This is a genomic window from Pseudomonas sp. GV085 (assembly GCF_003050925.1).
In the GTDB taxonomy this organism is placed as follows: domain Bacteria; phylum Pseudomonadota; class Gammaproteobacteria; order Pseudomonadales; family Pseudomonadaceae; genus Aquipseudomonas.
Map to the genome: position 1 here is coordinate 217,251 of NZ_QAOV01000005.1, position 20,846 is coordinate 238,096.

Consider the following 20,846-nt stretch of genomic DNA (forward strand, 5'->3'; position numbering starts at 1 on the left):
GTCGTAGCGTATCAATCAAGCAGAGTGGCGGATCGTTACGCTCAGGGTAATGGTTGTCAGAACTGACGCCTTCGCGGGCAAGCCCGCTCCTACAGTGGGTCGGCGGTGCACACAAAACCTTGTAGGTGCGGGCTTGCCCGCGAAGGGGCCGGTCAGTTCACCGCTGAGTCGGGATCAGTTGACTAACCCGGCATCCACCAACAACCCCTCCAGCGCCAACAGATCCGGCACCTTGGCCACCTGCTCACCCACCTGCACCGCCGCCTGCTCCAGCGCGCACAACGGCACATCCACATAACTCAACTGGCTGTCGAGCTTGCAGGAGCGCGGAATGCCCTGCACCAATAGCGCGATGAACTTCAGCTCGGGGCGCCCGCCGAGGGCGTTGAGAATGACGATCCGCGCGCGTAAACCGATGACGATTTTCTGTCCGCAGGCCGACTCAAAACTCAGCAGCGGAATCTGCCGGTCGCGCCACGCCACCAGGCCCAGGTACCACGGCGGTGTGTCCAGGTCGAAGGTCCCCGGCTGCTGGTAGTCGATCAGCTCGGCTACGGCGACGTTGGGCAGGATCAGGTTGCGGTCGGCCAATGGCAGCAGCAGGCCAGTGAGGTTGCTGGTGCGGTGCTCAAGCATGGGTCTTGCTCCACAAGGCGATGCTTTCGAGCAGCACCGATTCCTGGTACGGCTTGCCAAGGTAGTCGTTGACGCCGATGGCCATGGCGCGGTCGCGGTGTTTCTGTCCGGTGCGGGAGGTGATCATGATGATCGGCAGGTGTCGCAGACGTTCGTCATTGCGCACCTGGGTCGCGACTTCGAAGCCATCCATGCGCGGCATCTCGATGTCCAGCAGCATCAGGTCGGGCACGTGTTCTTCCAGCAGCAGCATGGCATCGACTCCATCCTTGGCAGTCAGCACGCTCATGCCGTGGCGTTCGAGCAAGCGGCTGGTGACCTTGCGCACGGTGACCGAGTCGTCGACCACCATCACCAGCAGCGGCCGATGCGGCTCGGCCTCGACCTCTTGTCCTGGCGGACGCTGGGGCACACGGGCCTGCATGGCGCGGATCGGCGCCAGCAAATCCAGAATCAGCACCACCCGGCCGTCCCCGAGAATCGTCGCCCCGGATACCCCTTGCACCGCCGCGAACTGCGGCCCCAGGCTCTTGACCACGATTTCGCGAGTGCCGGCCATGGCGTCCACCAGCACCGCGATGTGCCGCTCATTGCACTGCACCAGCAACACCGGAAGTGGCAGGCTCTGGCCCAACAGCTTCGGGCGCGGGCTGGTTTTCAGCAACTCACCCAGGTAGCACAGCTCGTAACGTTGTCCGGCGTATTCGTAGGTCGGCGAATCGAAACGGAAATACCCTTCGAGTTCATTGGGCAGGACACGAACGATGCTATCGATGGTATTGAGCGGGATCGCGTATTGGTCCTCTCCGCACTGCACCATCAACGCCCGGTTGACCGAGACGGTGAACGGCAGGCGAATGCGGAAATGCACGCCCTGCCCGGGCACCGAGTCGATGCTCATGGTGCCGCCCAGTTGCCGCACCTCTTCGTGCACCACGTCCATGCCGACGCCGCGCCCGGAGATCTGGGTGATTTTTTCGGCGGTGGAAAACCCCGGTTGCAGGATGAACTGCAACACGTCGTGATCACTGATGACACTGTCCGGGGCGAGCAGGCCGCGCTTGATCGCCTTGCGCCGCACCGCGTCCAGCGGCACACCGGCGCCGTCGTCGCGGATGTCGAAAATGATGTCGCCCCCTTCGCGCAGCAGATCGAGGGTGATTTTGCCCTTGGCCGGTTTCCCCGCCGCCAGCCGTGCTTCGACGGACTCCAGGCCGTGGTCGACGGCGTTGCGCAGCATGTGTTCCAGCGGTGCGGCCATGCGTTCGAGAACGTTGCGATCCATCTCGCCTTCGGCGTTATCGACGATGAAATCCACGTCCTTGCCCAGTTCACTGGACACCTGCCGGACGATGCGCTGCAAACGCGGGAGCATGCGTTCGAACGGCACCATGCGCGTGCGCATCAGGCCTTCCTGCAATTCTGTGTTGATGCGGCCCTGCTGTTGCAGCAGGTTTTCCGTGTCCTGATTGCGTCGCTCGAGGGTTTCCTTGAGGTCGAGCAAGTCAGAGGCCGATTCGAACAGCGCCCGGGACAACTGCTGCAACTGCGAATGGCGGTCCATTTCCAGCGGGTCGAATTCCTCGTACCCCAGGCGTTCGGCGTCGACTTGCTGGCGGCTGAGGATCCGTCCCTGGGTTTCGGTATCGAGGCGGCGCAACTGGTCGCGCATGCGCTCGATGGTGGTCTCCATCTCATTCAGGGCGATGTGCGCATCGTTGACCTGCTGTTCGATCCGGCCACGGAAGATCGATGTTTCACCGGCCAGGTTGACCAGATCGTCGAGCAGCTCCGCCGAGACCTTGACCATGTCGGTGCCGGCATCGGACGGCGGCGCCAGCGGCTCCGCCTTGGGCGTGGCCGGCGGAGCAATCGGCGCGGGGGCTTCAAGCACGGCCGGGTGGCTGAAGTTCCTGATCGCATCGATCAAACGGTCGGCGGGCGGCATCGGTTCACCGGCGCGGGCCGCGTCGAGCATCTGCGCCAAGCGGTCATGGCTGCGCTGCAACAGCGCGAACAACGGCTCCGTCGGTTGCAACTCGCCGGTGGACAGGCCTTCGTAGAGGAACTCCAGTTCATGGGCCAGATCACCAATCGCGGCGATTTCCACCATGCGCGCGCCGCCCTTGAGGGTGTGCAGGTCGCGCAGCAGGGTTTCCACTTCCTGCCGATTCGAAGGCTGGGCCTGCCAGCGCTCCAGCGCCGCCCCGGAGCTTTCGATGATGTCGAAACCTTCCTCGAGGAATATTTCCAGCAATTGCGGATCATGCGCAGCCGAGTCGTTGCCGGTCGCCTGCCGGGCCGTCTCGGTGCCGCCCGCGTAGCTCTGACGGTAGGCACGCATGGCTTCGATCAGCTCACGGGAGTCGTCCAGTGGCTGGTTGGGCTGCAACTGTTCAAGGTACAACGCCAATCGCTCATGGCTCTGTTTGAGCAGCACCGCCAGTGAATCACTGAAGGCATAACGACGGTCCACCAAGCCCTGGTAAAGGCTTTCCAGTTCATGGGCCAGATCGCCGACCGGCCCGATCTCGGCCATGCGTGCGCCGCCCTTGAGGGTGTGCAAATCCCGTTGCAGGGACGACAGCGGCGCGGCGTTGTCCGGGTCGCGCAACCAACGCTGCAAGGCCTGACCGGCGCTGTCGAGGATATCCACCGCTTCTTCAAGGAAGATCGCAACGATTTCCGCATCCAGCTCGCGCCCCTCTCCTGTAGGAGCGAGCTCGCTCGCGATGGGCTCACCGGCGCCGCGTTTATCCAATGACAACGCGTCATCGTTAACGTCCATCGCGAGCGAGCTCGCTCCTACAGGGGCGGGGGGTAGCGTGCGCTCAAGTTCGGCGGTGGCATCGGACAGGTCACGGATGCTCAGGCTACGGCTGCCATCGCTGCGGATCAGGCCCATGGCCGACGGGTCGAGGCTCTCGTCGAGCAGTTTGCGCAAGGCCCTGATCCGTTGTGGCTGCGGGCTGACTTCCTGACCGGCAGCCAGTTCGTCGAGCATGTTGATCAGCGCTTCGTGGGCACCCTGTGCCTCATGGAAAAACCGCTCGCTGACCGCCAGGCTGCTTTCTTCCACGGCCCCGTACAGGTCGAGCAACGCTTCGCACAGCTCATCCACCGGGTGCAGGTCGGCCAGATGGGCGCCTTCGCCGAGGGTGGTCAATTCGTCCAGCAGTGCGCTGAGTTCCTGACGTTCGCCGGGGTGTTGCTGCCAACGCTGCAACAGGCTTTCGGCGTCCAGCAGGATGTCCATGCCCTGGGCGAGGAAGTTGTTGATCAGTTGCGGATCGCGCTTGATCCGCAGCCCGGTGTTCGGCGTGTTCAGAAGGTTTTCCAGACGCTCGGCCAGCAGCGCCCTGGCTCGCTCGGTCAAATCCCGGGCGCCGGGAATTTCCGCCAGCGGATCAGTCTTGAGCTGGCGCAAGCCGAGGCGAAACAATCCTTCAGCTTCCAGCAGCAATTCGACTTCATCCAGATCCAGCGCGATCAGATGCGCCTTGTACTCCCGGGCCAGTTGATCCAGCGGTGCGGCCAGCTCGGCAATCGGCAACACACCGGCCATGGAGGCACTGCCCTTGAGGGTGTGCAAGGCGCGCTGCAATTCGTCGCTGGCCGGCAACGGCACATGTTCGGCGGCCTTATCAAGGAAGCGATTGAGGCTGCCCAAGTGGGTTTCAGCCTCTTTGCGGAAGATCTCCAGCAACAGCGGGTCGAGGGCCGCGACATCCTGCGTATCCTCATCGGACACCTGCTCATCGCCCTTGGCCAGGGCATGGGCGGAGGCGGCCAACTGATCGACATCGTTGCGCTGGCGCTGGGCATTGGCGGCGTATTCAGCCACCAGCTCCGGAAGCAGCTGCAGCACATCGCCGATCAGTTGCTGCACCGCAGCGCCCGGTTCCACGCTGCCTTCCAGTACGCGATTGAGCAGGTTTTCCACGGCCCAGGCCAGCTCGCCCAGCACCAGAGCGCGCACCATGCGACCACTGCCCTTGAGGGTATGGAAGGCACGGCGCAGCTCACTCAGGGCCGAGCGGTTTTCAGGGTTGACCGACCAGCCCGGCAAGTACTCGCGCAGGATCTCCAGGACTTCGTCGGTTTCTTCGAGGAACACCTCACGCAGTTCCTCGTCCACCGGCTCTTCGCCTGCTGGCGGCGGCAGCAGGCTGCCCGGAATGTTCAGGGCGGGTGGATTCAGGCTCGAAACCGGGCTGGCAAGCACATCGGCCAGGGTCTGGACGGTCTGCGGATCATCCAGCTCCTGCATCATTTGCATCACCTGCGCTTCGGTCGGGTTGAGCGCATCATCAAGCACTGGCACATGCTGCTCACTGGGGAAAAACCCGAGGCTGGCCAGGCTTTTTTCCGCGACATCGAGCAGGTTTTCACCCTGCGTTTGCGGGTCATCGCTGAGGCGCTCGAGGTAGTACTCGATGCTGGTGATCACGTCGGCCAGGCTGTCCAGTTCCTGCCAACCCGGTTGACCCGGTTCGAGCATCAGGTGCTCGCGGATAAAGTGATTGCAGGTTTCGACCAGGCTCGCCGCCCGGCCCAGCGGAATCATCGCCAGCGCGCCGCGCACCTGGGTCAGCAAGGCCGGCAGCGCCTGCAAATACTGGCGGTCCCAATCGGCGTCGATGTAGTCGACGATCATGTCCTTGGCCTGCTGCAAACAGATGCGGGCCTCCTTGATCACGATCTGATGGATCTGCGTCAGGTCGGTGGTCGGCAGGCGATTGTCATCCTGGCTCTCCGGTTCCACGGTACCGACCATGCCGGCCAGCGTCGCTTCGACGTACAACAAGGCCCCGGCAACGTCCATGAGGATCGCATCGTTGGGTTCGCGCTGACCCTGGGCGAGGCTGAGCACCACCGCCAATTGATCGATGATCACCTTGCGCGGCTGGCCGAAGCCCAGCACCGCCAGGGTGTCGGCGATTTGCCGCAGCGGTGCCAGCAGGCTCTCGAGGTCAGAGGTGTGCTGGCGGTCACTGCGCACGAACAGATCCAGACGTTCCTTGACCCGCACCAGCTCTTCGCACAGCGCTGCCAGCACCGAGCGCATGGCGTCACGGTCGGGACCGGCCAGCCGCGCGCGTTCTTCATCGACCATCGCGCTGTCGGGCAGCGCGTCGTCCAGTGAGTAGCGTTCTTTCATGGTCAGCATCTGCCCGGTGGGATGTTCGGCCTTTGCAATGTAAAACAGCAAACTCTTGAGCAGCTCCGGCGGGGCCGGCTGGTTGATGCCGGGCATGCCTTGTTCGAGCAGGCGCTTGAGTTCCTTGTCGGCATCCTTGAACAGGCTGCGCAAAGCCGGGCTGTTGGCGATCGCACCGCCCTGCATGCCTTCGACCAGCGCCGATGCCACCTGCCATAACGGGCTCAGGGGTGCATTGGCGCACAGTGCTTCGAGGCGGGTGAAGACCTTGGCCAGGTAATCGAGATTGGTGTCGTTGTCCTGTTCACGCAGGAAACCGACCAGCGCCATTTGCAGCATCTGCCGCAGCTTGCGCAGCACATTGGGCAATTCGGCCGGCTCCAGCTGCGCCAGCGTATCTGCGTCCAGCGCCAGTAACTCGGGCAATTGCGGGCTGAACAGGCTGGTTTCCGACAGCAGGCTTTCGCCGCGGGCACTGCGCAGGTCGTTGATCAGTGGCAACACCACCAGAGGCAAGTCGCGACGCGCGCCTTGCACCCGGTCGAGGTAGATCGGCAGCTGCCCGAGGGCCTGCATCAACAGGTGCAACGCCTCGTCGCGATGGCTGACACGGTTGTCCTGCAAGGCCATGGCCAGTTGTTCCATTTCTTCGGCGAGCAACGCCGCGCCGTAGAACTCGACCATCTGCAAACTGCCGTGGACCTGATGAATGCACGAAAGGCAATCATCCAGCGCTTGCGTCGCCTGCGGGTCATCGAGCAGGTTTTCAATCGCGTGATGAGCCTGTTTCAGCGTTTCGGCAATCTCGCCCTTGACCCATTCGAGGGCCACATAGTCGTGCCGATCCCCCATAACCACTTCAGTCACCATAGTTCTACCCGCGGGCGATTCACGCTTTGTCCACAGCCTGCGCCTTGGCTGCCGGTAAGGTGAAACCGGACACCGAGCGACGCAACTGACTGGCCATTTTCGCCAGGTTACCGATGCTCTCGGCCGTAGCAGTGGAGCCCGACGACGTCTGCGAGGTGATCTGCTGGATCACGTTCATCGTCAGGGAAATCTGACCGGCCGACGACGTCTGCTGTTGCGCCGCATTGGAAATGCTCTGGATCAGCGCCGCAAGCGTCTTGGACACGCCTTCGATTTCTTCCAGGGCCACACCTGCATCCTGCGCCAGACGGGCGCCGCGTACCACTTCGGTCGTCGTCTGCTCCATGGAGATGACCGCTTCGTTGGTGTCGGTCTGGATCGCCCGCACCAGGGTTTCGATCTGCCGGGTGGCAGCGGATGAGCGCTCGGCCAGGCGCTGCACTTCATCGGCGACCACGGCGAAACCGCGGCCGGCGTCACCGGCCATGGACGCCTGGATGGCCGCGTTGAGGGCAAGGATATTGGTCTGGTCGGCAATGTCATCGATCAGGCTGACAATGTCGCCGATTTCCTGGGACGACTCACCCAGGCGCTTGATGCGTTTGGCGGTGTCCTGAATCTGCTCGCGAATGTTGTCCATGCCGTGGATGGTGTTGTGCACCACCTCATTGCCCTTGTTGGCGATTTCCACCGAACGTTCGGCAACCGCCGAAGATTCAGCCGCGTTGGCCGACACCTGGTCGATGGACTCGGCCATGTCGTTGATCGCCATGGAGGCCTCGGAAATCTGCTGGGCCTGATGTTCCGAAGCCTGGGCCAGGTGCATGGCGGTGGCCTGGGTTTCCTGTACGGCGGCGGCGATCTGACCAGCGGTGAGGTTGATGGTCGCGACCAGATCACGCAGTTGGTCGACGGAGTAATTGATCGAATCGGCGATGGTGCCGGTAAAGTCTTCGGTCACCGAGGCGGTCACCGTGAGGTCACCGTCGGCCAGGTCTTCGATCTCGTCGAGCAAGCGCATGATCGCGTTCTGGTTACGCTCGTTTTTCTCGGCGGTTTCGTGCAACTGACGATTGGTTTCGCGCACCATCACCATGCCGATCAGGATGATCGAAGCCAGCGCCAGCAAGCCCAGCACATAACCGCCGATGGTGTCGGTGGTGCGCCCGCCGACCATGTTTTCGAACCCGCTGGCCAGGTGTGAGGCTTCGTCGAGCAGGGTTTGCGACAGGCTGAAAATGTTCGAGGCCGATTCGCGGACCTTGAACAGCTCTGGCGAGGTTTCGAGGATCTCGTCCACCGAACCCGACACGAATTCGAACAGCTCGGAGATTTCCGCGAGACGCGCACGGGCGTCGCGATCTTCGACCTGGCTGACCTTGAGCGCCGGGTCGCCCTGGAGCATGCCGTTGAGCACCTTGCCGAACTGCGTCGCGTCGCGTCCGAACGCGTCGGCGGCCTGCTGTGAGTTTTCGTCGCCGGCCAATACCGTGTTCACCGCGCCGAGGATGCGCTCGGCCAGCAGCGACTGACGCTGGGCCATGGCCACCTGGGCTGCCGGGGCGCCCCGTTGCAGCAGGATCTCGACGACTTTTTCGTACTCGACCTGCAACTGCGGCACGGTTTCGGCCAGGGTCGCGGCGACCTGATGCAGCGATAGTACGGTTTGCTCGCTGGAAAGAATCGCATCAGTGTTTTTCAGCAGACGCTCCCAATCCTGTTGCACCGCGCGCATCTCCGGACGCACGGTAGCAGGGGCCGGTGGCAGGCCGGTGGCCGGGTCGCCTTTCTTCAGGTAACCCCAGCGCAGGGCAAAATCGTTGCGCGCATCGCTGAGCAACTTGAACGCGGCAGCCTTGCCGGCGGCGGCTTCGGTGGCGTTCTTGGCGATACGCTGGGACAGCACACGCAGCTCGCCCGCGTGGCCGATGTACTGTTTGTCGTAGGTAGCCTGGGTGTTGAGGTACGCGAAGTTGGCGAACAGCAGCATGATGAAGACGATCAGCGCGATGAACAGCACGATAATCTGCGACCGGCTGCGCGACCCTTCCATTGGCTTGCCTGCTTTTGCTTTTATCATCGGTCCTCGCCTGTTAACCAACACCCTGTAAAGCATACCAAGCCCCTTGTGGGAGCGAGCCTGCTCGCGATTCAGGCGCCGCGGTGTTTCAGGAATACCGCGTTATCGTTCAATCGCGAGCAGGCTCGCTCCCACAGGGTTCTCTGTTGCCCGGTTACACCGCCACATGCATGAAGCTTTGGGACTGCGTCAACGCAAACGGGCTGAACACCTGCCAGCACTGCTCGCGCTGAAACCGGCCTTTGACAAACGCCGCCATCGGCCCCTTCAACTCCTCTGCCGGCACCGGTTCCAGGCTGTCCTGGGCAAAGTGCTGGAGGCCGAAGACTTCGTCGACCAACAACCCGGCAAACACCTCGTCATGTTCCACCACCAACACCCGCCGCTGCCCGCGCATCGCCGAAAGCTCATGCCCGAAGAAGCCGCACAGATCCATGACCGGCAGCAAACGCCCGCGCAGGTTGGCAACCCCCTTGACCCAGGGTTTGACCCCCGGTAGCTGAGTGAAACGCGGTTCGTGCAGGACTTCGCTGACTTCGCTCATGGGCGCGACATACCAGTGCTCGCCCAGGCGAAATCCGATGCCGCTCCAGCTGTCCCGCCGGGGTGGCTGGGACGGCAAGTCCGCCGCCAGCAATCGACAGCGCCGGTCGATTTGCAGCAGCAGTTCAAAAGCCGTCAGCGACTCGTTCATGACCTGATGATCAACCGGCCAGCACGTTGTTCAGGGTTTTGATCAGGGTCTCTTCATCGACCGGTTTGGTCAGGTAATCCTTGGCGCCCTGGCGCGTGCCCCAGACCTTGTCGGTTTCCTGGTCCTTGGTGGTGATGATGATCACCGGGATGTGTCCGGTTTCCGGGTCCTTGGTCAGCTGGCGGGTCGCCTGGAAGCCGTTGAGGCCGGGCATGACAATGTCCATCAGCACCGCGTCGGGCTTTTCCTGGCGGGCCAGGGCCACACCGTCGGCGCCGTTTTCGGCTTTCAACACTTCATGACCGTGCTTTTCCAGCATGCCGGTCAGTTTGTACATTTCGGTCGGCGAATCATCGACGATCAGAATACGTGCCATGGTCTTCCCCATTCTTGTCGACACCGGGCCCGATGGCCGAGCGTCACTGTGCGTGTCCTACTGCGGCAAAACGGCGGCAAAACCAGGTACATGGGCCTGGATCGCATCAAGCAATTCTTCCTTGCTGAAAGGCTTGGTCAAAAACTGGTCAGAGCCGACGATGCGCCCCTTGGCCTTGTCGAACAGCCCGTCCTTGGACGACAGCATAATCACCGGCGTGGACTTGAACGCGCTGTTGTTCTTGATCAGGGCGCAGGTCTGGTAGCCATCCAGGCGCGGCATCATGATGTCGACAAAGATGATACTGGGGTGGTTGTCGGCAATCTTGGCCAGGGCATCGAAGCCGTCGATGGCCGTGATGACCTCACAACCCACGTTCTTGAGCAACGTTTCGGCGGTGCGACGAATCGTCTTCGAATCGTCGATCACCATGACCTTCAAGGCGCTGGGGTACCGTTCCATAAAATGCTCTACCGTCGCCTTTGCGAAACAAATTGTCCGTTTGCCGGTTAACGCGGCTCGAAACCCTTGATGTTCAAGGGCCGGCACGACATGGCAGTCTTTTTAGCACAGTCTCCAAAACCAATCTATCGGCCGACCTGCAAGGTGGTTTTTCCTTGACCGGGAACACACTCAGCGCCACTCTGACGCCACTTTTATACGGCTCTTTGTAGGAGCGAGCCTGCTCGCGATGATCGCTAACGATGACGCGTGCAGGCTGGATGAACGCGGTGTTCTGACATCCATCGCGAGCAGGCTCGCTCCTACAGATCGGCACAAGCCCCCAAAATTTCGAGGAAAACCCAATGAGCGTTCGCGTCGGGATTGTCATGGACCCTATCGCCAGCATTTCCTATAAAAAGGATAGCTCGCTGGCCATGCTGCTGGCCGCGCAGAAGCGTGGCTGGGAGCTGTTCTACATGGAACAGCGCGACCTGTATCAGGGCGAAGGCCAGGCGCGGGCGCGGATGCGTCCGCTGCAGGTGTTCGCCAACCCGGAAAAATGGTTCGAACTGGGCGCTGAAAGCGACGCGCTGCTGAGCGACCTGGACGTGATCCTGATGCGCAAGGATCCGCCGTTCGACATGGAGTTCGTCTACTCCACTTATCTGCTGGAACAAGCCGAGCGCGCCGGGGTGCTGGTGGTCAACAAGCCGCAAAGCCTGCGCGACTGCAACGAAAAGCTGTTCGCCACACTGTTCCCGCAATGCACGCCGCCGACCATCGTCAGCCGTCGCCCGGACGTCCTGCGCGAATTCGCCGACCACCATGGCGATGTGATCCTGAAGCCGCTGGACGGCATGGGCGGTTCTTCGATATTCCGCCACACCGCCGGCCACCCGAACCTGTCGGTGATCCTCGAAACACTGACCTTGCATGGCCAGCAGCAAATCATGATCCAGGGCTACTTGCCGGCCATCGTCGATGGCGACAAGCGCATCCTGATGATCGATGGCGAGCCGGTGGATTATTGCCTGGCGCGGATTCCGGCCCTGGGCGAAACCCGTGGCAACCTCGCCGCCGGCGGCCGTGGCGAAGCCCGCCCGCTGACCGACAAAGACCGCTGGATCGCCGCGCAAGTCGGCCCGACCCTGCGTGAAAAAGGCCTGTTGTTCGTTGGCCTGGACGTGATCGGCGAGCACCTGACCGAGATCAACGTCACCAGCCCGACCTGCATTCGCGAGATTGATAATGCGTTTGGTACCGACATCGGCGGCTTGCTGATGGATGCCATCGATCAGAAGCTCAAGGCACGTTGATTAGCCAAACCAACATTGCGTTATCATGCGCGGCCTGTGAAAACGCGATGTTGGTTTCCTTGTCATGACCCTCCCGTCCGATCTGCCTGTCGAACTCGCCCACCGTGGCGTGCGCCCGGCCGATCGCCTCGGTTTTACCCTGTTTCTGGCGGCGCTGATCCACCTTGCCTTGCTGTTGGGTGTCGGGTTTGCAGTGGTCGAACCCAAGCAGATCAGTAAAACCCTGGAAATCACCCTCGCCACCTTCAAAAGCGAAAAGAAGCCTGAAAAAGCCGACTTCCTCGCCCAGGAGAATCAGCAAGGCAGCGGCACCCTGGATAAAAAGGCGATTCCCAAGACCACCGAGGTCGCGCCGTTCCAGGACAACAAGGTGCAAAAGGTCACGCCACCGCCGGCCGCCAAGCCTGAAACGCAGGAAGCCCCGCCCAAGGCTGCCGTGACCACCGTGGCACCGAAACCGAAAAAAGCCCCCGCCAAGACCGAGGAGCCCAAGACCCAGGTCAAATCCCAGGTCCAGGCACCGACGTTCGACAGCGAGCAGCTGTCCAGCGACATCGCCAGCCTGGAAGCGGAACTGGCCGCCGAGCAACAGCTGTACGCCAAGCGCCCGCGCATTCACCGCTTGAGCGCGGCCTCGACCATGCGCGACAAGGGCGCCTGGTACAAGGACGAATGGCGCAAGAAAGTCGAGCGCATCGGCAACCTCAATTACCCCGACGAAGCGCGGCGCAAACAGATCTACGGCAACTTGCGCTTGATGGTGTCGATCAATCGCGACGGTTCGCTGTATGAAGTGCTGGTGCTGGAATCCTCAGGCCAGCCGCTGCTGGACCAGGCGGCGCAGCGGATCGTGCGGCTGGCGGCACCGTTTGCACCGTTTACCGGGGATCTGTCGGATGTTGACCGGCTGGAGATCATCCGCACCTGGAAGTTTGCCCGCGGGGATCGACTCTCCAGTAATTGACCACACGCCCCACCTGTAGGAGCGAGCTTGCTCGCGATGGTCGTCAAGGATAACGCTGCCAGGTTGACACCCCACGGTGCTCTCAGGTTTATCGCGAGCAAGCTCGCTCCTACAGATTTGCGCTATTTCCTGTGCATCCCCAGCTTGTCAGTTCGCCCCTCGAACGCCACACTAGCGTTCATGAAAAACGTCAGCCCCAGCTACCTCAAGCATCAATTCCTGATCGCCATGCCGCACATGGCCGACCCGAACTTTGCGCACACCTTGACCTACATCGTCGAGCACACGGCCAATGGCGCCATGGGGCTGGTGATCAACCGTCCGCAAGAGTTGAGCCTGGCCGATATCCTTGAGCAATTGCGCCCGGATATCGAACCGCCAGCGCTCTGCCAGCATGTGCCGATCTTTATCGGCGGCCCGGTGCAGACAGATCGCGGCTTCGTCCTTCACCCCAAGGGGCTGAGCTTCCAGGCAACCGTTGATCTGGAAGACGAATTATCCCTGTCGACCACCCAGGACATACTGTTCGCCATCGCTGACGGCGTCGGCCCGGCAAAAAGCCTGATTGCCCTCGGCTATGCCGGTTGGGAAGCCGGGCAGCTGGAGGCCGAACTGGCGCAGAACGCCTGGCTGACCTGCCCGTTTGACGCCGACATCCTGTTCAACACCAGCAGCGAACTGCGCCTGGAGGCGGCGGCCAAGCACCTGGGCATCAACCTCAGCCTGCTGACCAGTCAGGCGGGGCACGCCTGATGGCCCTGCGGCTGATTCTCGGATTCGACTACGGCACCAAACAGATCGGCGTTGCGGTCGGCCAGGTGGTGACCGGCCAGGCCCGCGAGCTGTGCACCCTGAAAGCGCAGAACGGCATTCCTGACTGGAACCAGGTCGAAGCCCTCATCAAAGAGTGGAAACCCGATGCCGTGGTGGTCGGCCTGCCGTTGAATATGGACGGCACCCCCAGTGACATGTGCGCCCGCGCGGAAAAGTTCGCCCGGCGCCTGAACGGCCGCTTCAACCTGCCCTTTTATACCCACGATGAACGCCTGACCACCTTTGAGGCCAAGGGCGAACGCCTGGCCCGGGGCGGCCAGAAAGGCAGTTACCGCGACAACCCGGTCGATGCCATCGCCGCCGCCCTGCTGCTGCAAGGCTGGCTCGACGAAAATGGCGCACTGTTCGAGTCCTGAAGAGCCGTTGTGCGTCTCCATTAGCTACAACCCGAGCCATTTTGCGCACAAGCTGGCTCGAACCCAAGAAGGAGCAACCATGAGCCTGCCCAATCCCGCCGAACTGGTCAGCCAGATGGCAACCCGACTTGACGCTTATCTGGCCAAACGAGGCATCAGCGACCCGCGTTTCATTGGCATCCGTACCGGCGGCGTCTGGGTGGCCCAGGCCCTGCTCAAGGAACTGGGCAGCCATGAGCCCCTCGGCACTCTCGACGTGTCCTTCTACCGCGACGATTTCAGCCAGAGCGGCCTGCACCCGCAGGTTCGCCCTTCGGCGCTGCCGTTCGAGATCGAAGGCCAGCACCTGGTGCTGATCGACGACGTGCTGATGAGCGGCCGGACCATCCGCGCCGCCATGAACGAACTGTTCGACTACGGCCGCCCGGCCAGCGTGACGCTGGTGTGCCTGCTGGATCTGGACGCCGGCGAGCTGCCAATCCGCCCGAACGTGGTGGGCGCGACCCTGTCCCTGGCGGCCCACGAACGGGTGAAGCTGTCTGGCCCGGAGCTCGCGCTCGAACTGCAAGACCTCGCCCTTTAATTTGCCCTATTGAGAGTCCCCCTCGCGATGACGCCTCTAGAAACCAAGCGCCCGCTGCAGCTCAATGATCAGGGCCAGCTGCGCCATTTCCTCTCGCTCGACGGTTTGCGCCGCGAGCTGTTGACGGAAATCCTCGACACCGCCGACTCCTTCCTCGAAGTCGGCGCCCGGGCCGTGAAGAAAGTCCCGTTGCTGCGCGGCAAGACCGTGTGCAACGTGTTCTTCGAGAACTCGACCCGTACCCGCACCACCTTCGAACTGGCGGCCCAGCGGCTCTCGGCGGACGTGATCACCCTCAACGTGTCCACGTCGTCGGCGAGCAAGGGCGAAACCCTGCTCGACACCCTGCGTAACCTGGAAGCCATGGCCGCCGACATGTTCGTCGTGCGCCACGGTGATTCCGGTGCCGCTCACTTCATCGCCGAGCATGTTTGCCCACAGGTGGCGATCATCAACGGCGGCGACGGCCGTCACGCGCACCCGACTCAGGGCATGCTCGACATGCTCACTATTCGTCGGCACAAGGGCGGCTTCGAAAACCTTTCGGTAGCTATCGTCGGCGACATCCTGCACTCGCGGGTCGCACGCTCGAACATGCTGGCGCTGAAAACCCTCGGTTGCCCGGACATCCGCGTGATCGCACCGAAAACCCTGCTGCCGATCGGCATCGAGCAATACGGCGTGAAGGTCTACACCGACATGACCGAAGGCCTGAAAGATGTCGACGTAGTGATCATGTTGCGCCTGCAGCGTGAACGCATGACCGGCGGCCTGCTGCCGAGCGAAGGCGAGTTCTACCGCCTGTTCGGCCTGACCACCGCGCGCCTGGCCGGCGCCAAGCCCGATGCCATCGTGATGCACCCGGGGCCGATCAACCGTGGCGTGGAAATCGAGTCGGCGGTGGCCGACGGCCCGCACTCGGTGATCCTCAACCAGGTGACCTATGGCATCGCAATTCGTATGGCCGTGTTGTCCATGGCCATGAGCGGGCAAACAGCCCAGCGCCAATTCGAGCAGGAGAACGCCCAGTGAAGCTCAGCATTCTCGGTGCCCGCGTGATCGATCCGGCCAGTGGCCTGGATCAAGTGACCGATATCCACATTGAAGCCTGCAAAGTCGTCGCCCTTGGCGCAGCGCCAGCCGGCTTTGTCGCCGTCGACACGATCGACGCCAAAGGCCTGGTGGCCGCTCCCGGCCTGGTCGACCTCAACGTTGCCCTGCGCGAGCCAGGTTACAGCCGCAAAGGCTCGATTGTCAGCGAAACCCGCGCGGCGGCGGCTGGCGGCGTGACCAGCCTGTGCTGCCCGCCAAAAACCAAACCGGTGCTGGACACCTCGGCAGTGGCCGAACTGATCCTCGACCGCGCCCGTGAGGCCGGCAACACCAAAGTCTTCCCGATTGGCGCCCTGAGCAAAGGCCTGGACGGCGAACAGCTGGCAGAGCTCGTGGCACTGCGCGATGCCGGTTGCGTGGCCTTCGGCAACGGCCTTGAGAGTTTCCGCAACACCCGTACCCTGTGCCGGGCACTGGACTACGCAGCGACTTTCGACCTGACGGTGATTTTCAACTCCCAGGATCACGACCTGGCCGAGGGTGGCCTGGCTCACGAAGGTCCGACCGCCAGCTTCCTGGGCTTGCCGGGCATCCCGGAAAGTGCCGAGACCGTCGCCCTGGCCCGGGATCTGCTGCTGGTTGAACAGACCGGCGTGCGCGCGCACTTCAGCCAGCTCACCAGTGCCCGCGGCGTTGAATTGATCGCCCAGGCCCAGGCCCGGGGCCTGAAGGTGACCGCGGACGTCGCCCTGTACCAGCTGATCCTGACCGACGAAGCGCTGATCGACTTCAGCAGCCTGTATCACGTCCAGCCGCCGCTACGCACCCGCGCCGACCGCGAAGGCCTGCGCGCAGCGGTGAAATCGGGGGTGATCTCGGCCATCTCCAGCCATCACCAACCCCATGAGCGTGACGCCAAACTGGCACCGTTCGGCGCAACCGAGCCGGGCATCAGCAGCGTCGAACTGCTGTTGCCGCTGGCGATGACCCTGGTCGAAGATGGCTTGCTGGACCTGCCGACGTTGCTGGCGCGCCTGAGCGCTGGCCCTGCCGACGCCTTGCGCCTGCCGGCAGGCAAACTGGCAGTGGGTGGTGCGGCGGACATCGTACTGTTCGACCCAGCGGCCTCCACCGTCGCCGGTGAAACCTGGCTGTCCAAGGGCGAAAACTGCCCGTTCATTGGCCACAGCCTGCCGGGTGTGGTGCGTTACACCCTGGTGGATGGGCGGATCAGCCACCAGGCTTAAAAACAAAAGTTCGCAGCCTGCGGCAACTCCTACGGGGAAATGCATATTCCCGTGTAGGAGCTGCCGCAGGCTGCGAACTTTTGATCTTCGCTTATCGACTCTGCGCATTACGCAGCGACACCTGGTCATTCAACGTCCAGAAGTCATACAGCCCTCTTCCCCCCTCCGTCATCCACTGCCTCTCCCCTAACAGCACATCCGCATCAAGAGCATCTCTACAAGCGATGGCGAATAAACCTATCCAATGAACAGAAATTTCTGACTCATCATCACCTGTGCGAAAGGAGCTTCGCAACACACAGAAACATCCTACAAAGTTATTGAGTGCCGATTCAACGCCTATCCTCTAGCATAAAAACAGCGCAAGGAAACATCACTACAAACACCATGAATACAAAGTGCAAGCAAGGAGCAAGACGTGAAAAGTTGACTTACCCTACCTCCTATCGTTAGGAAAGGAACAACGGGAAACTCAGACGGTTTTACAGTAAATCCTGGATTCAGCTGGGGGCCTATGGGATTACAGATTGGCTAGAATGAAAAGCGGTATAAAAGCCTTTACTTATGAGCTTCTGCATTCAGGAAGAGCCAACGTGAAGCCCCTCTACAAACACCTGAACTACATCTACCCTTTACTTTTAGCGATCACTTCCAGCGTAGCAATATTTACCATAGAAAAAAATTTGAGCACAGGCATTTACGACATAGATCGAGACTCAATCGGAATACCAATAGGTGCAATCCTGATTGCGGGCTTAGTGTTATTCATATTTCACCTAATGCAAATATTTTTATACAAAAAAGCCCGCCACACCAATTCAACCTTGATAAAAATATCAGCATTAATAATTGCAATTGCATCGCTTGCGATTCTCGCCGACAGCATAAATTACTGGGCCACCCCAAACCACTTCATCATTTCAATCTTCTACAGCTTCAGCACAATGGCATTTTTAACGCTTCAACTTCAATTACTGAAAGCATTTCAGTAACCACTCATAGGCTGTAACTCAAGCAGGCAGATAGCTGGATCAGTCACCAGACGTAAAACCCTGCGGCGAGAGGGTTTGCTCTCTCGCCGCAGAAATCAACGACTCTGCGCATTACGCACGGACACCTGGTCATTCAACGTCCAGAAGTCATACAGCACGCCAATAAAGAACAGACCACCCGTCACCAGGTACAGCAACCCACTGATCCATTTCCCCTGATACATCCGGTGCACGCCGAACACCCCGAGAAACGTCAGCAGGATCCACGCCACGTTGTATTCGATGGGACCCGCGGTAAACCGCAGGTCAGCCTCGCGATCCATCGCCGGGATCAGGAAAAGGTCGATCAGCCAACCGATCCCCAGCAAGCCAAAGGTGAAGAACCAGATCGTCCCGGTCACCGGCTTGCCGTAATAGAAGCGGTGAGCGCCGGTAAAACCGAAAATCCACAGCAGGTAACCGATCACTTTGCTGTGAGTGTCTTGCTGCTGGACAGCCTGTTGATAGGGGTTCATGAATGACCTCGATTCACACGATAGATAAATATTCTTGAATTCTTTGTGACTTTTTTACAGGCATCCGACGTATGGCAAATGCTACCTCCACCCCCGTCAAAGCCTTGTAACACCGGACTTCTGTCCGACAATTGCGTCATTTTGCCGCTTTTTTGCCACCATTGCCCTCCAGATTGAATCGACCAACGGCCTCGGAAGCGGCAAAAAAGCTGTTATAAAGTTGCGCGCTGACCTATTAAGAGCCTTGCCTAATGCGTTCATTTTTCAAGACATGGCTAACCATTTGCCTTTTGATGCCACTGGCCGCCCACGCCACCAATCGTGAGCAACGTCTTCCTAACGTCAATGGTTACACCCCAAAATCCCATGCCTCTGCTCCTTCGAGCAAAGACAAAAAATTCGCCAAATATGCTCCAAGCCTGGCCAGCAGCAAAAGCGGCCTGGTTCCACCGATGGGCACCAAGGAAAGCAGCGACGTGCTGAGCCGCGCCGTGAACGTCCTTGGCACTCCCTATCGCTGGGGCGGCAGCAGCCCAAGCAAAGGCTTCGATTGCAGCGGCCTGGTGAAGTACGCGTTCAACGACGCCACGTTCGACCTGCCACGCACCTCCAATGCCATGGCCAGCGGTCATGGGGAAAAAGTCGATCGCAATGACCTGAAACCCGGCGACCTGATTTTCTTCAACATCAAGAGCCGTCGGGTCAATCACGTCGCCATTTACCTGGGCAACGATCGCTTCATCCACGCGCCACGTCGCGGCAAGTCGGTGTCCATCGACACCCTGAATAAACCGTACTGGGAAAACCACTATGTGGTTGCCAAGCGGGTTCTGCCGAAAGAGCCGAATCAGTTGCGGGTTGTTCAGCGCTGATTGAAGCAAGATCAAAAGATCGTCCGAAGGCTCGGGCCGCGTTCGGACGATCTTTTGCTTTTAAAAGCCATCCGGTGACCGCGCCTTCTCCCGCGCATGATCACGACTGACCAACCCCTTGGTCACCAGATCCTTCAAACTCATATCCAGCGTCTGCATCCCCAACGACCCTCCCGACTGAATCGCCGAATACATCTGCGCCACCTTGTCCTCGCGGATCAGGTTCCGGATCGCCGATGTCCCCAGCATGATCTCGTGGGCCGCGATGCGTCCGCCGCCGATCTTCTTCACCAGGGTCTGGGACACCACCGCCAGCAGCGACTCGGAGAGCATCGAACGCACCATCGACTTCTCGTCCCCCGGAAACACGTCCACCACACGGTCGATGGTTTTCGCCGCCGACGTGGTGTGCAGCGTGCCGAACACCAGATGGCCGGTTTCGGCGGCAGTCAATGCCAGGCGAATAGTCTCCAGATCGCGCATCTCGCCCACCAGAATCACATCCGGATCTTCCCGCAGTGCCGATCGCAAGGCGGTGGCGAAGCTGCGGGTATCGCGATGAACTTCACGCTGGTTGATCAGGCACTTGCGCGGCTCGTGGACAAACTCGATAGGGTCTTCGATGGTGAGGATGTGGTGATGGCGATGGGTATTGAGGTAATCGATCATCGCCGCCAGCGTGGTGGACTTGCCGGAACCGGTCGGGCCAGTCACCAGCACCAGGCCACGGGGCGCGTCGGTCATTTTGTGGAACACGTCCCCCATGCCCAGTTCGTCCATGCCCCGCACTTTCGACGGTATGGTACGAAACACAGCGCCCGCGCCACGGTTCTGATTGAACGCATTGACCCGAAAGCGCGCCACACCGGGCACCTCAAAGGAAAAATCGGTTTCCAGGTGTTTCTCGAAGTCCGCCCGCTGAGTGTCATTCATGATGGCATGGATCAGCGCCTGCACCTGCTGGTGATCCAGGGCCGGCAGGTTGATGCGCCGCACATCGCCATCCACCCGGATCATCGGCGGCAGGCCAGCAGACAAGTGCAGGTCGGACGCCCCCTGTTTGGCGCTGAATGCCAGCAGTTCGGTGATATCCATAGCGTCCCTCAATTCCAGTAGAATGCCGCGAACCTTCAGACCGCTGGCGCCTCTTGATGTCCACCATAGCAGACAACATTCTCGAAGTTAGTTCGCGCATCCATGCCGCAACACTCGCCGCCAACCGCGCCGAGAACAGCGTCCAGCTGCTGGCCGTGAGCAAGACCAAACCCGCGCCAGACCTACGTGAAGCCTACGCCGCCGGCCTGCGCGACTTTGGCGAGAACTACCTGCAGGAAGCGTTGGGCAAGCAGCTCGAACTGGCCGACCTGCCCTTGATCTGGCACTTCATCGGCCCCATTCAATCGAACAAGACTCGTGCTATCGCCGAGCACTTCGACTGGGTGCATTCCGTGGATCGCCTGAAAATCGCACAACGCCTGTCCGAACAACGTCCTGCCGATCTGCCGCCACTGAATATCTGCATCCAGGTCAACGTCAGCGGTGAAGCCAGCAAATCCGGCTGCACCCCGGCCGACCTGCCGGCCCTGGCCAACGCCATCAGCGCCCTCCCGCGCTTGAAGTTGCGCGGGTTGATGGCTATCCCTGAACCGACTGAAGATCGCGCCACCCAGGACGCCGCTTTCGCTGCCGTGCAAAGCCTGCAAGCCAGCCTGAACCTGCCACTCGACACACTATCCATGGGCATGAGCCACGACCTCGAGTCGGCCATTGCCCAGGGCGCCACTTGGGTCCGCATCGGTACGGCCCTGTTTGGCGCCCGCGACTACAGCCAGCCGTAAACATGGCTGACACAC

General features: G+C 61.0%; 18 protein-coding genes. 10 read left to right on the plus strand and 8 right to left on the minus strand.

Annotated elements, in window-relative coordinates; all coding sequences use genetic code 11:
• Positions 1–174 precede the first annotated feature (174 nt).
• The 6 genes from C8K63_RS12775 to pilG form a co-directional block, all read right to left on the minus strand.
• On the minus strand, positions 175–636 hold the full coding sequence (locus C8K63_RS12775; protein ID WP_108217039.1) for a chemotaxis protein CheW: 462 nt from the start codon (positions 634–636) through the stop codon (positions 175–177).
• Complete coding sequence (locus C8K63_RS12780) at positions 629–6,649, minus strand: Hpt domain-containing protein (protein WP_108217040.1); 6,021 nt, start codon at positions 6,647–6,649, stop codon at positions 629–631. The genes C8K63_RS12775 and C8K63_RS12780 overlap by 8 nt, the downstream gene beginning before the upstream one ends.
• A gap of 37 nt (positions 6,650–6,686) precedes the next feature.
• Entirely contained in the window at positions 6,687–8,747 is a 2,061-nt protein-coding gene (locus C8K63_RS12785; RefSeq protein ID WP_108217041.1) for a methyl-accepting chemotaxis protein, read from the minus strand.
• 154 nt (positions 8,748–8,901) lie between these two features.
• Positions 8,902–9,441, minus strand: coding sequence for a chemotaxis protein CheW (locus C8K63_RS12790; RefSeq protein WP_108217042.1), 540 nt, complete (start codon positions 9,439–9,441; stop codon positions 8,902–8,904).
• Positions 9,442–9,451: 10 nt separating this feature from the next.
• Complete coding sequence (pilH, locus tag C8K63_RS12795; RefSeq protein ID WP_008068134.1) at positions 9,452–9,817, minus strand: twitching motility response regulator PilH; 366 nt, start codon at positions 9,815–9,817, stop codon at positions 9,452–9,454.
• A gap of 57 nt (positions 9,818–9,874) precedes the next feature.
• Positions 9,875–10,279, minus strand: a complete 405-nt coding sequence (gene pilG, locus C8K63_RS12800) for a twitching motility response regulator PilG (protein WP_108217043.1) — start codon at positions 10,277–10,279, stop codon at positions 9,875–9,877.
• A gap of 344 nt (positions 10,280–10,623) precedes the next feature.
• On the opposite strand from pilG, the gene gshB reads away from it, so the two are divergent.
• The 8 genes from gshB (at position 10,624) to C8K63_RS12845 (ending at position 17,606) form a co-directional block, all read left to right on the plus strand.
• Positions 10,624–11,577: a glutathione synthase gene (gene gshB, locus C8K63_RS12805; protein WP_108217044.1), complete on the plus strand. Its 954-nt coding sequence runs from the start codon at positions 10,624–10,626 to the stop codon at positions 11,575–11,577.
• A 64-nt stretch (positions 11,578–11,641) separates the two neighbouring features.
• Entirely contained in the window at positions 11,642–12,541 is a 900-nt protein-coding gene (locus tag C8K63_RS12810; RefSeq protein ID WP_108217045.1) for an energy transducer TonB, read from the plus strand.
• A gap of 180 nt (positions 12,542–12,721) precedes the next feature.
• Positions 12,722–13,294 (plus strand): YqgE/AlgH family protein, encoded by a 573-nt coding sequence (locus C8K63_RS12820; protein WP_108217046.1) that lies wholly within the window; start codon positions 12,722–12,724, stop codon positions 13,292–13,294.
• Positions 13,294–13,731, plus strand: a complete 438-nt coding sequence (ruvX, locus tag C8K63_RS12825; RefSeq protein WP_057398155.1) for a Holliday junction resolvase RuvX — start codon at positions 13,294–13,296, stop codon at positions 13,729–13,731. Before C8K63_RS12820 ends, ruvX begins: the two co-directional genes overlap by 1 nt.
• Positions 13,732–13,810: 79 nt before the next feature.
• Complete coding sequence (gene pyrR / locus C8K63_RS12830) at positions 13,811–14,314, plus strand: bifunctional pyr operon transcriptional regulator/uracil phosphoribosyltransferase PyrR (RefSeq protein ID WP_108217047.1); 504 nt, start codon at positions 13,811–13,813, stop codon at positions 14,312–14,314.
• 27 nt (positions 14,315–14,341) lie between these two features.
• Positions 14,342–15,346, plus strand: coding sequence for an aspartate carbamoyltransferase catalytic subunit (locus tag C8K63_RS12835; protein WP_007939362.1), 1,005 nt, complete (start codon positions 14,342–14,344; stop codon positions 15,344–15,346).
• Complete coding sequence (locus tag C8K63_RS12840) at positions 15,343–16,614, plus strand: dihydroorotase (RefSeq protein ID WP_108217048.1); 1,272 nt, start codon at positions 15,343–15,345, stop codon at positions 16,612–16,614. The genes C8K63_RS12835 and C8K63_RS12840 overlap by 4 nt, the downstream gene beginning before the upstream one ends.
• 536 nt (positions 16,615–17,150) lie before the next feature.
• The gene (locus C8K63_RS12845) at positions 17,151–17,606 is read left to right on the plus strand and encodes a hypothetical protein (protein WP_108217049.1); all 456 of its coding nucleotides are present in this window, start codon (positions 17,151–17,153) and stop codon (positions 17,604–17,606) included.
• 95 nt (positions 17,607–17,701) lie between these two features.
• On the opposite strand, the gene C8K63_RS12850 is transcribed toward C8K63_RS12845, so the two are convergent.
• On the minus strand, positions 17,702–18,121 hold the full coding sequence (locus C8K63_RS12850) for a TM2 domain-containing protein (RefSeq protein WP_046039250.1): 420 nt from the start codon (positions 18,119–18,121) through the stop codon (positions 17,702–17,704).
• 251 nt (positions 18,122–18,372) lie between these two features.
• On the opposite strand from C8K63_RS12850, the gene C8K63_RS12855 reads away from it, so the two are divergent.
• A complete protein-coding gene (locus C8K63_RS12855) occupies positions 18,373–18,993 on the plus strand; it encodes a C40 family peptidase (RefSeq protein WP_108217050.1) in 621 nt (206 codons plus the stop codon).
• A gap of 60 nt (positions 18,994–19,053) precedes the next feature.
• Here C8K63_RS12855 and C8K63_RS12860 read toward each other — a convergent pair whose 3' ends face one another.
• Complete coding sequence (locus tag C8K63_RS12860; RefSeq protein WP_108217051.1) at positions 19,054–20,088, minus strand: type IV pilus twitching motility protein PilT; 1,035 nt, start codon at positions 20,086–20,088, stop codon at positions 19,054–19,056.
• Positions 20,089–20,144: 56 nt separating this feature from the next.
• Here C8K63_RS12860 and C8K63_RS12865 point away from each other — a divergent pair, with 56 nt between their 5' ends.
• Positions 20,145–20,831, plus strand: coding sequence for a YggS family pyridoxal phosphate-dependent enzyme (locus tag C8K63_RS12865; protein WP_108217052.1), 687 nt, complete (start codon positions 20,145–20,147; stop codon positions 20,829–20,831).
• Positions 20,832–20,846 lie beyond the last annotated feature (15 nt).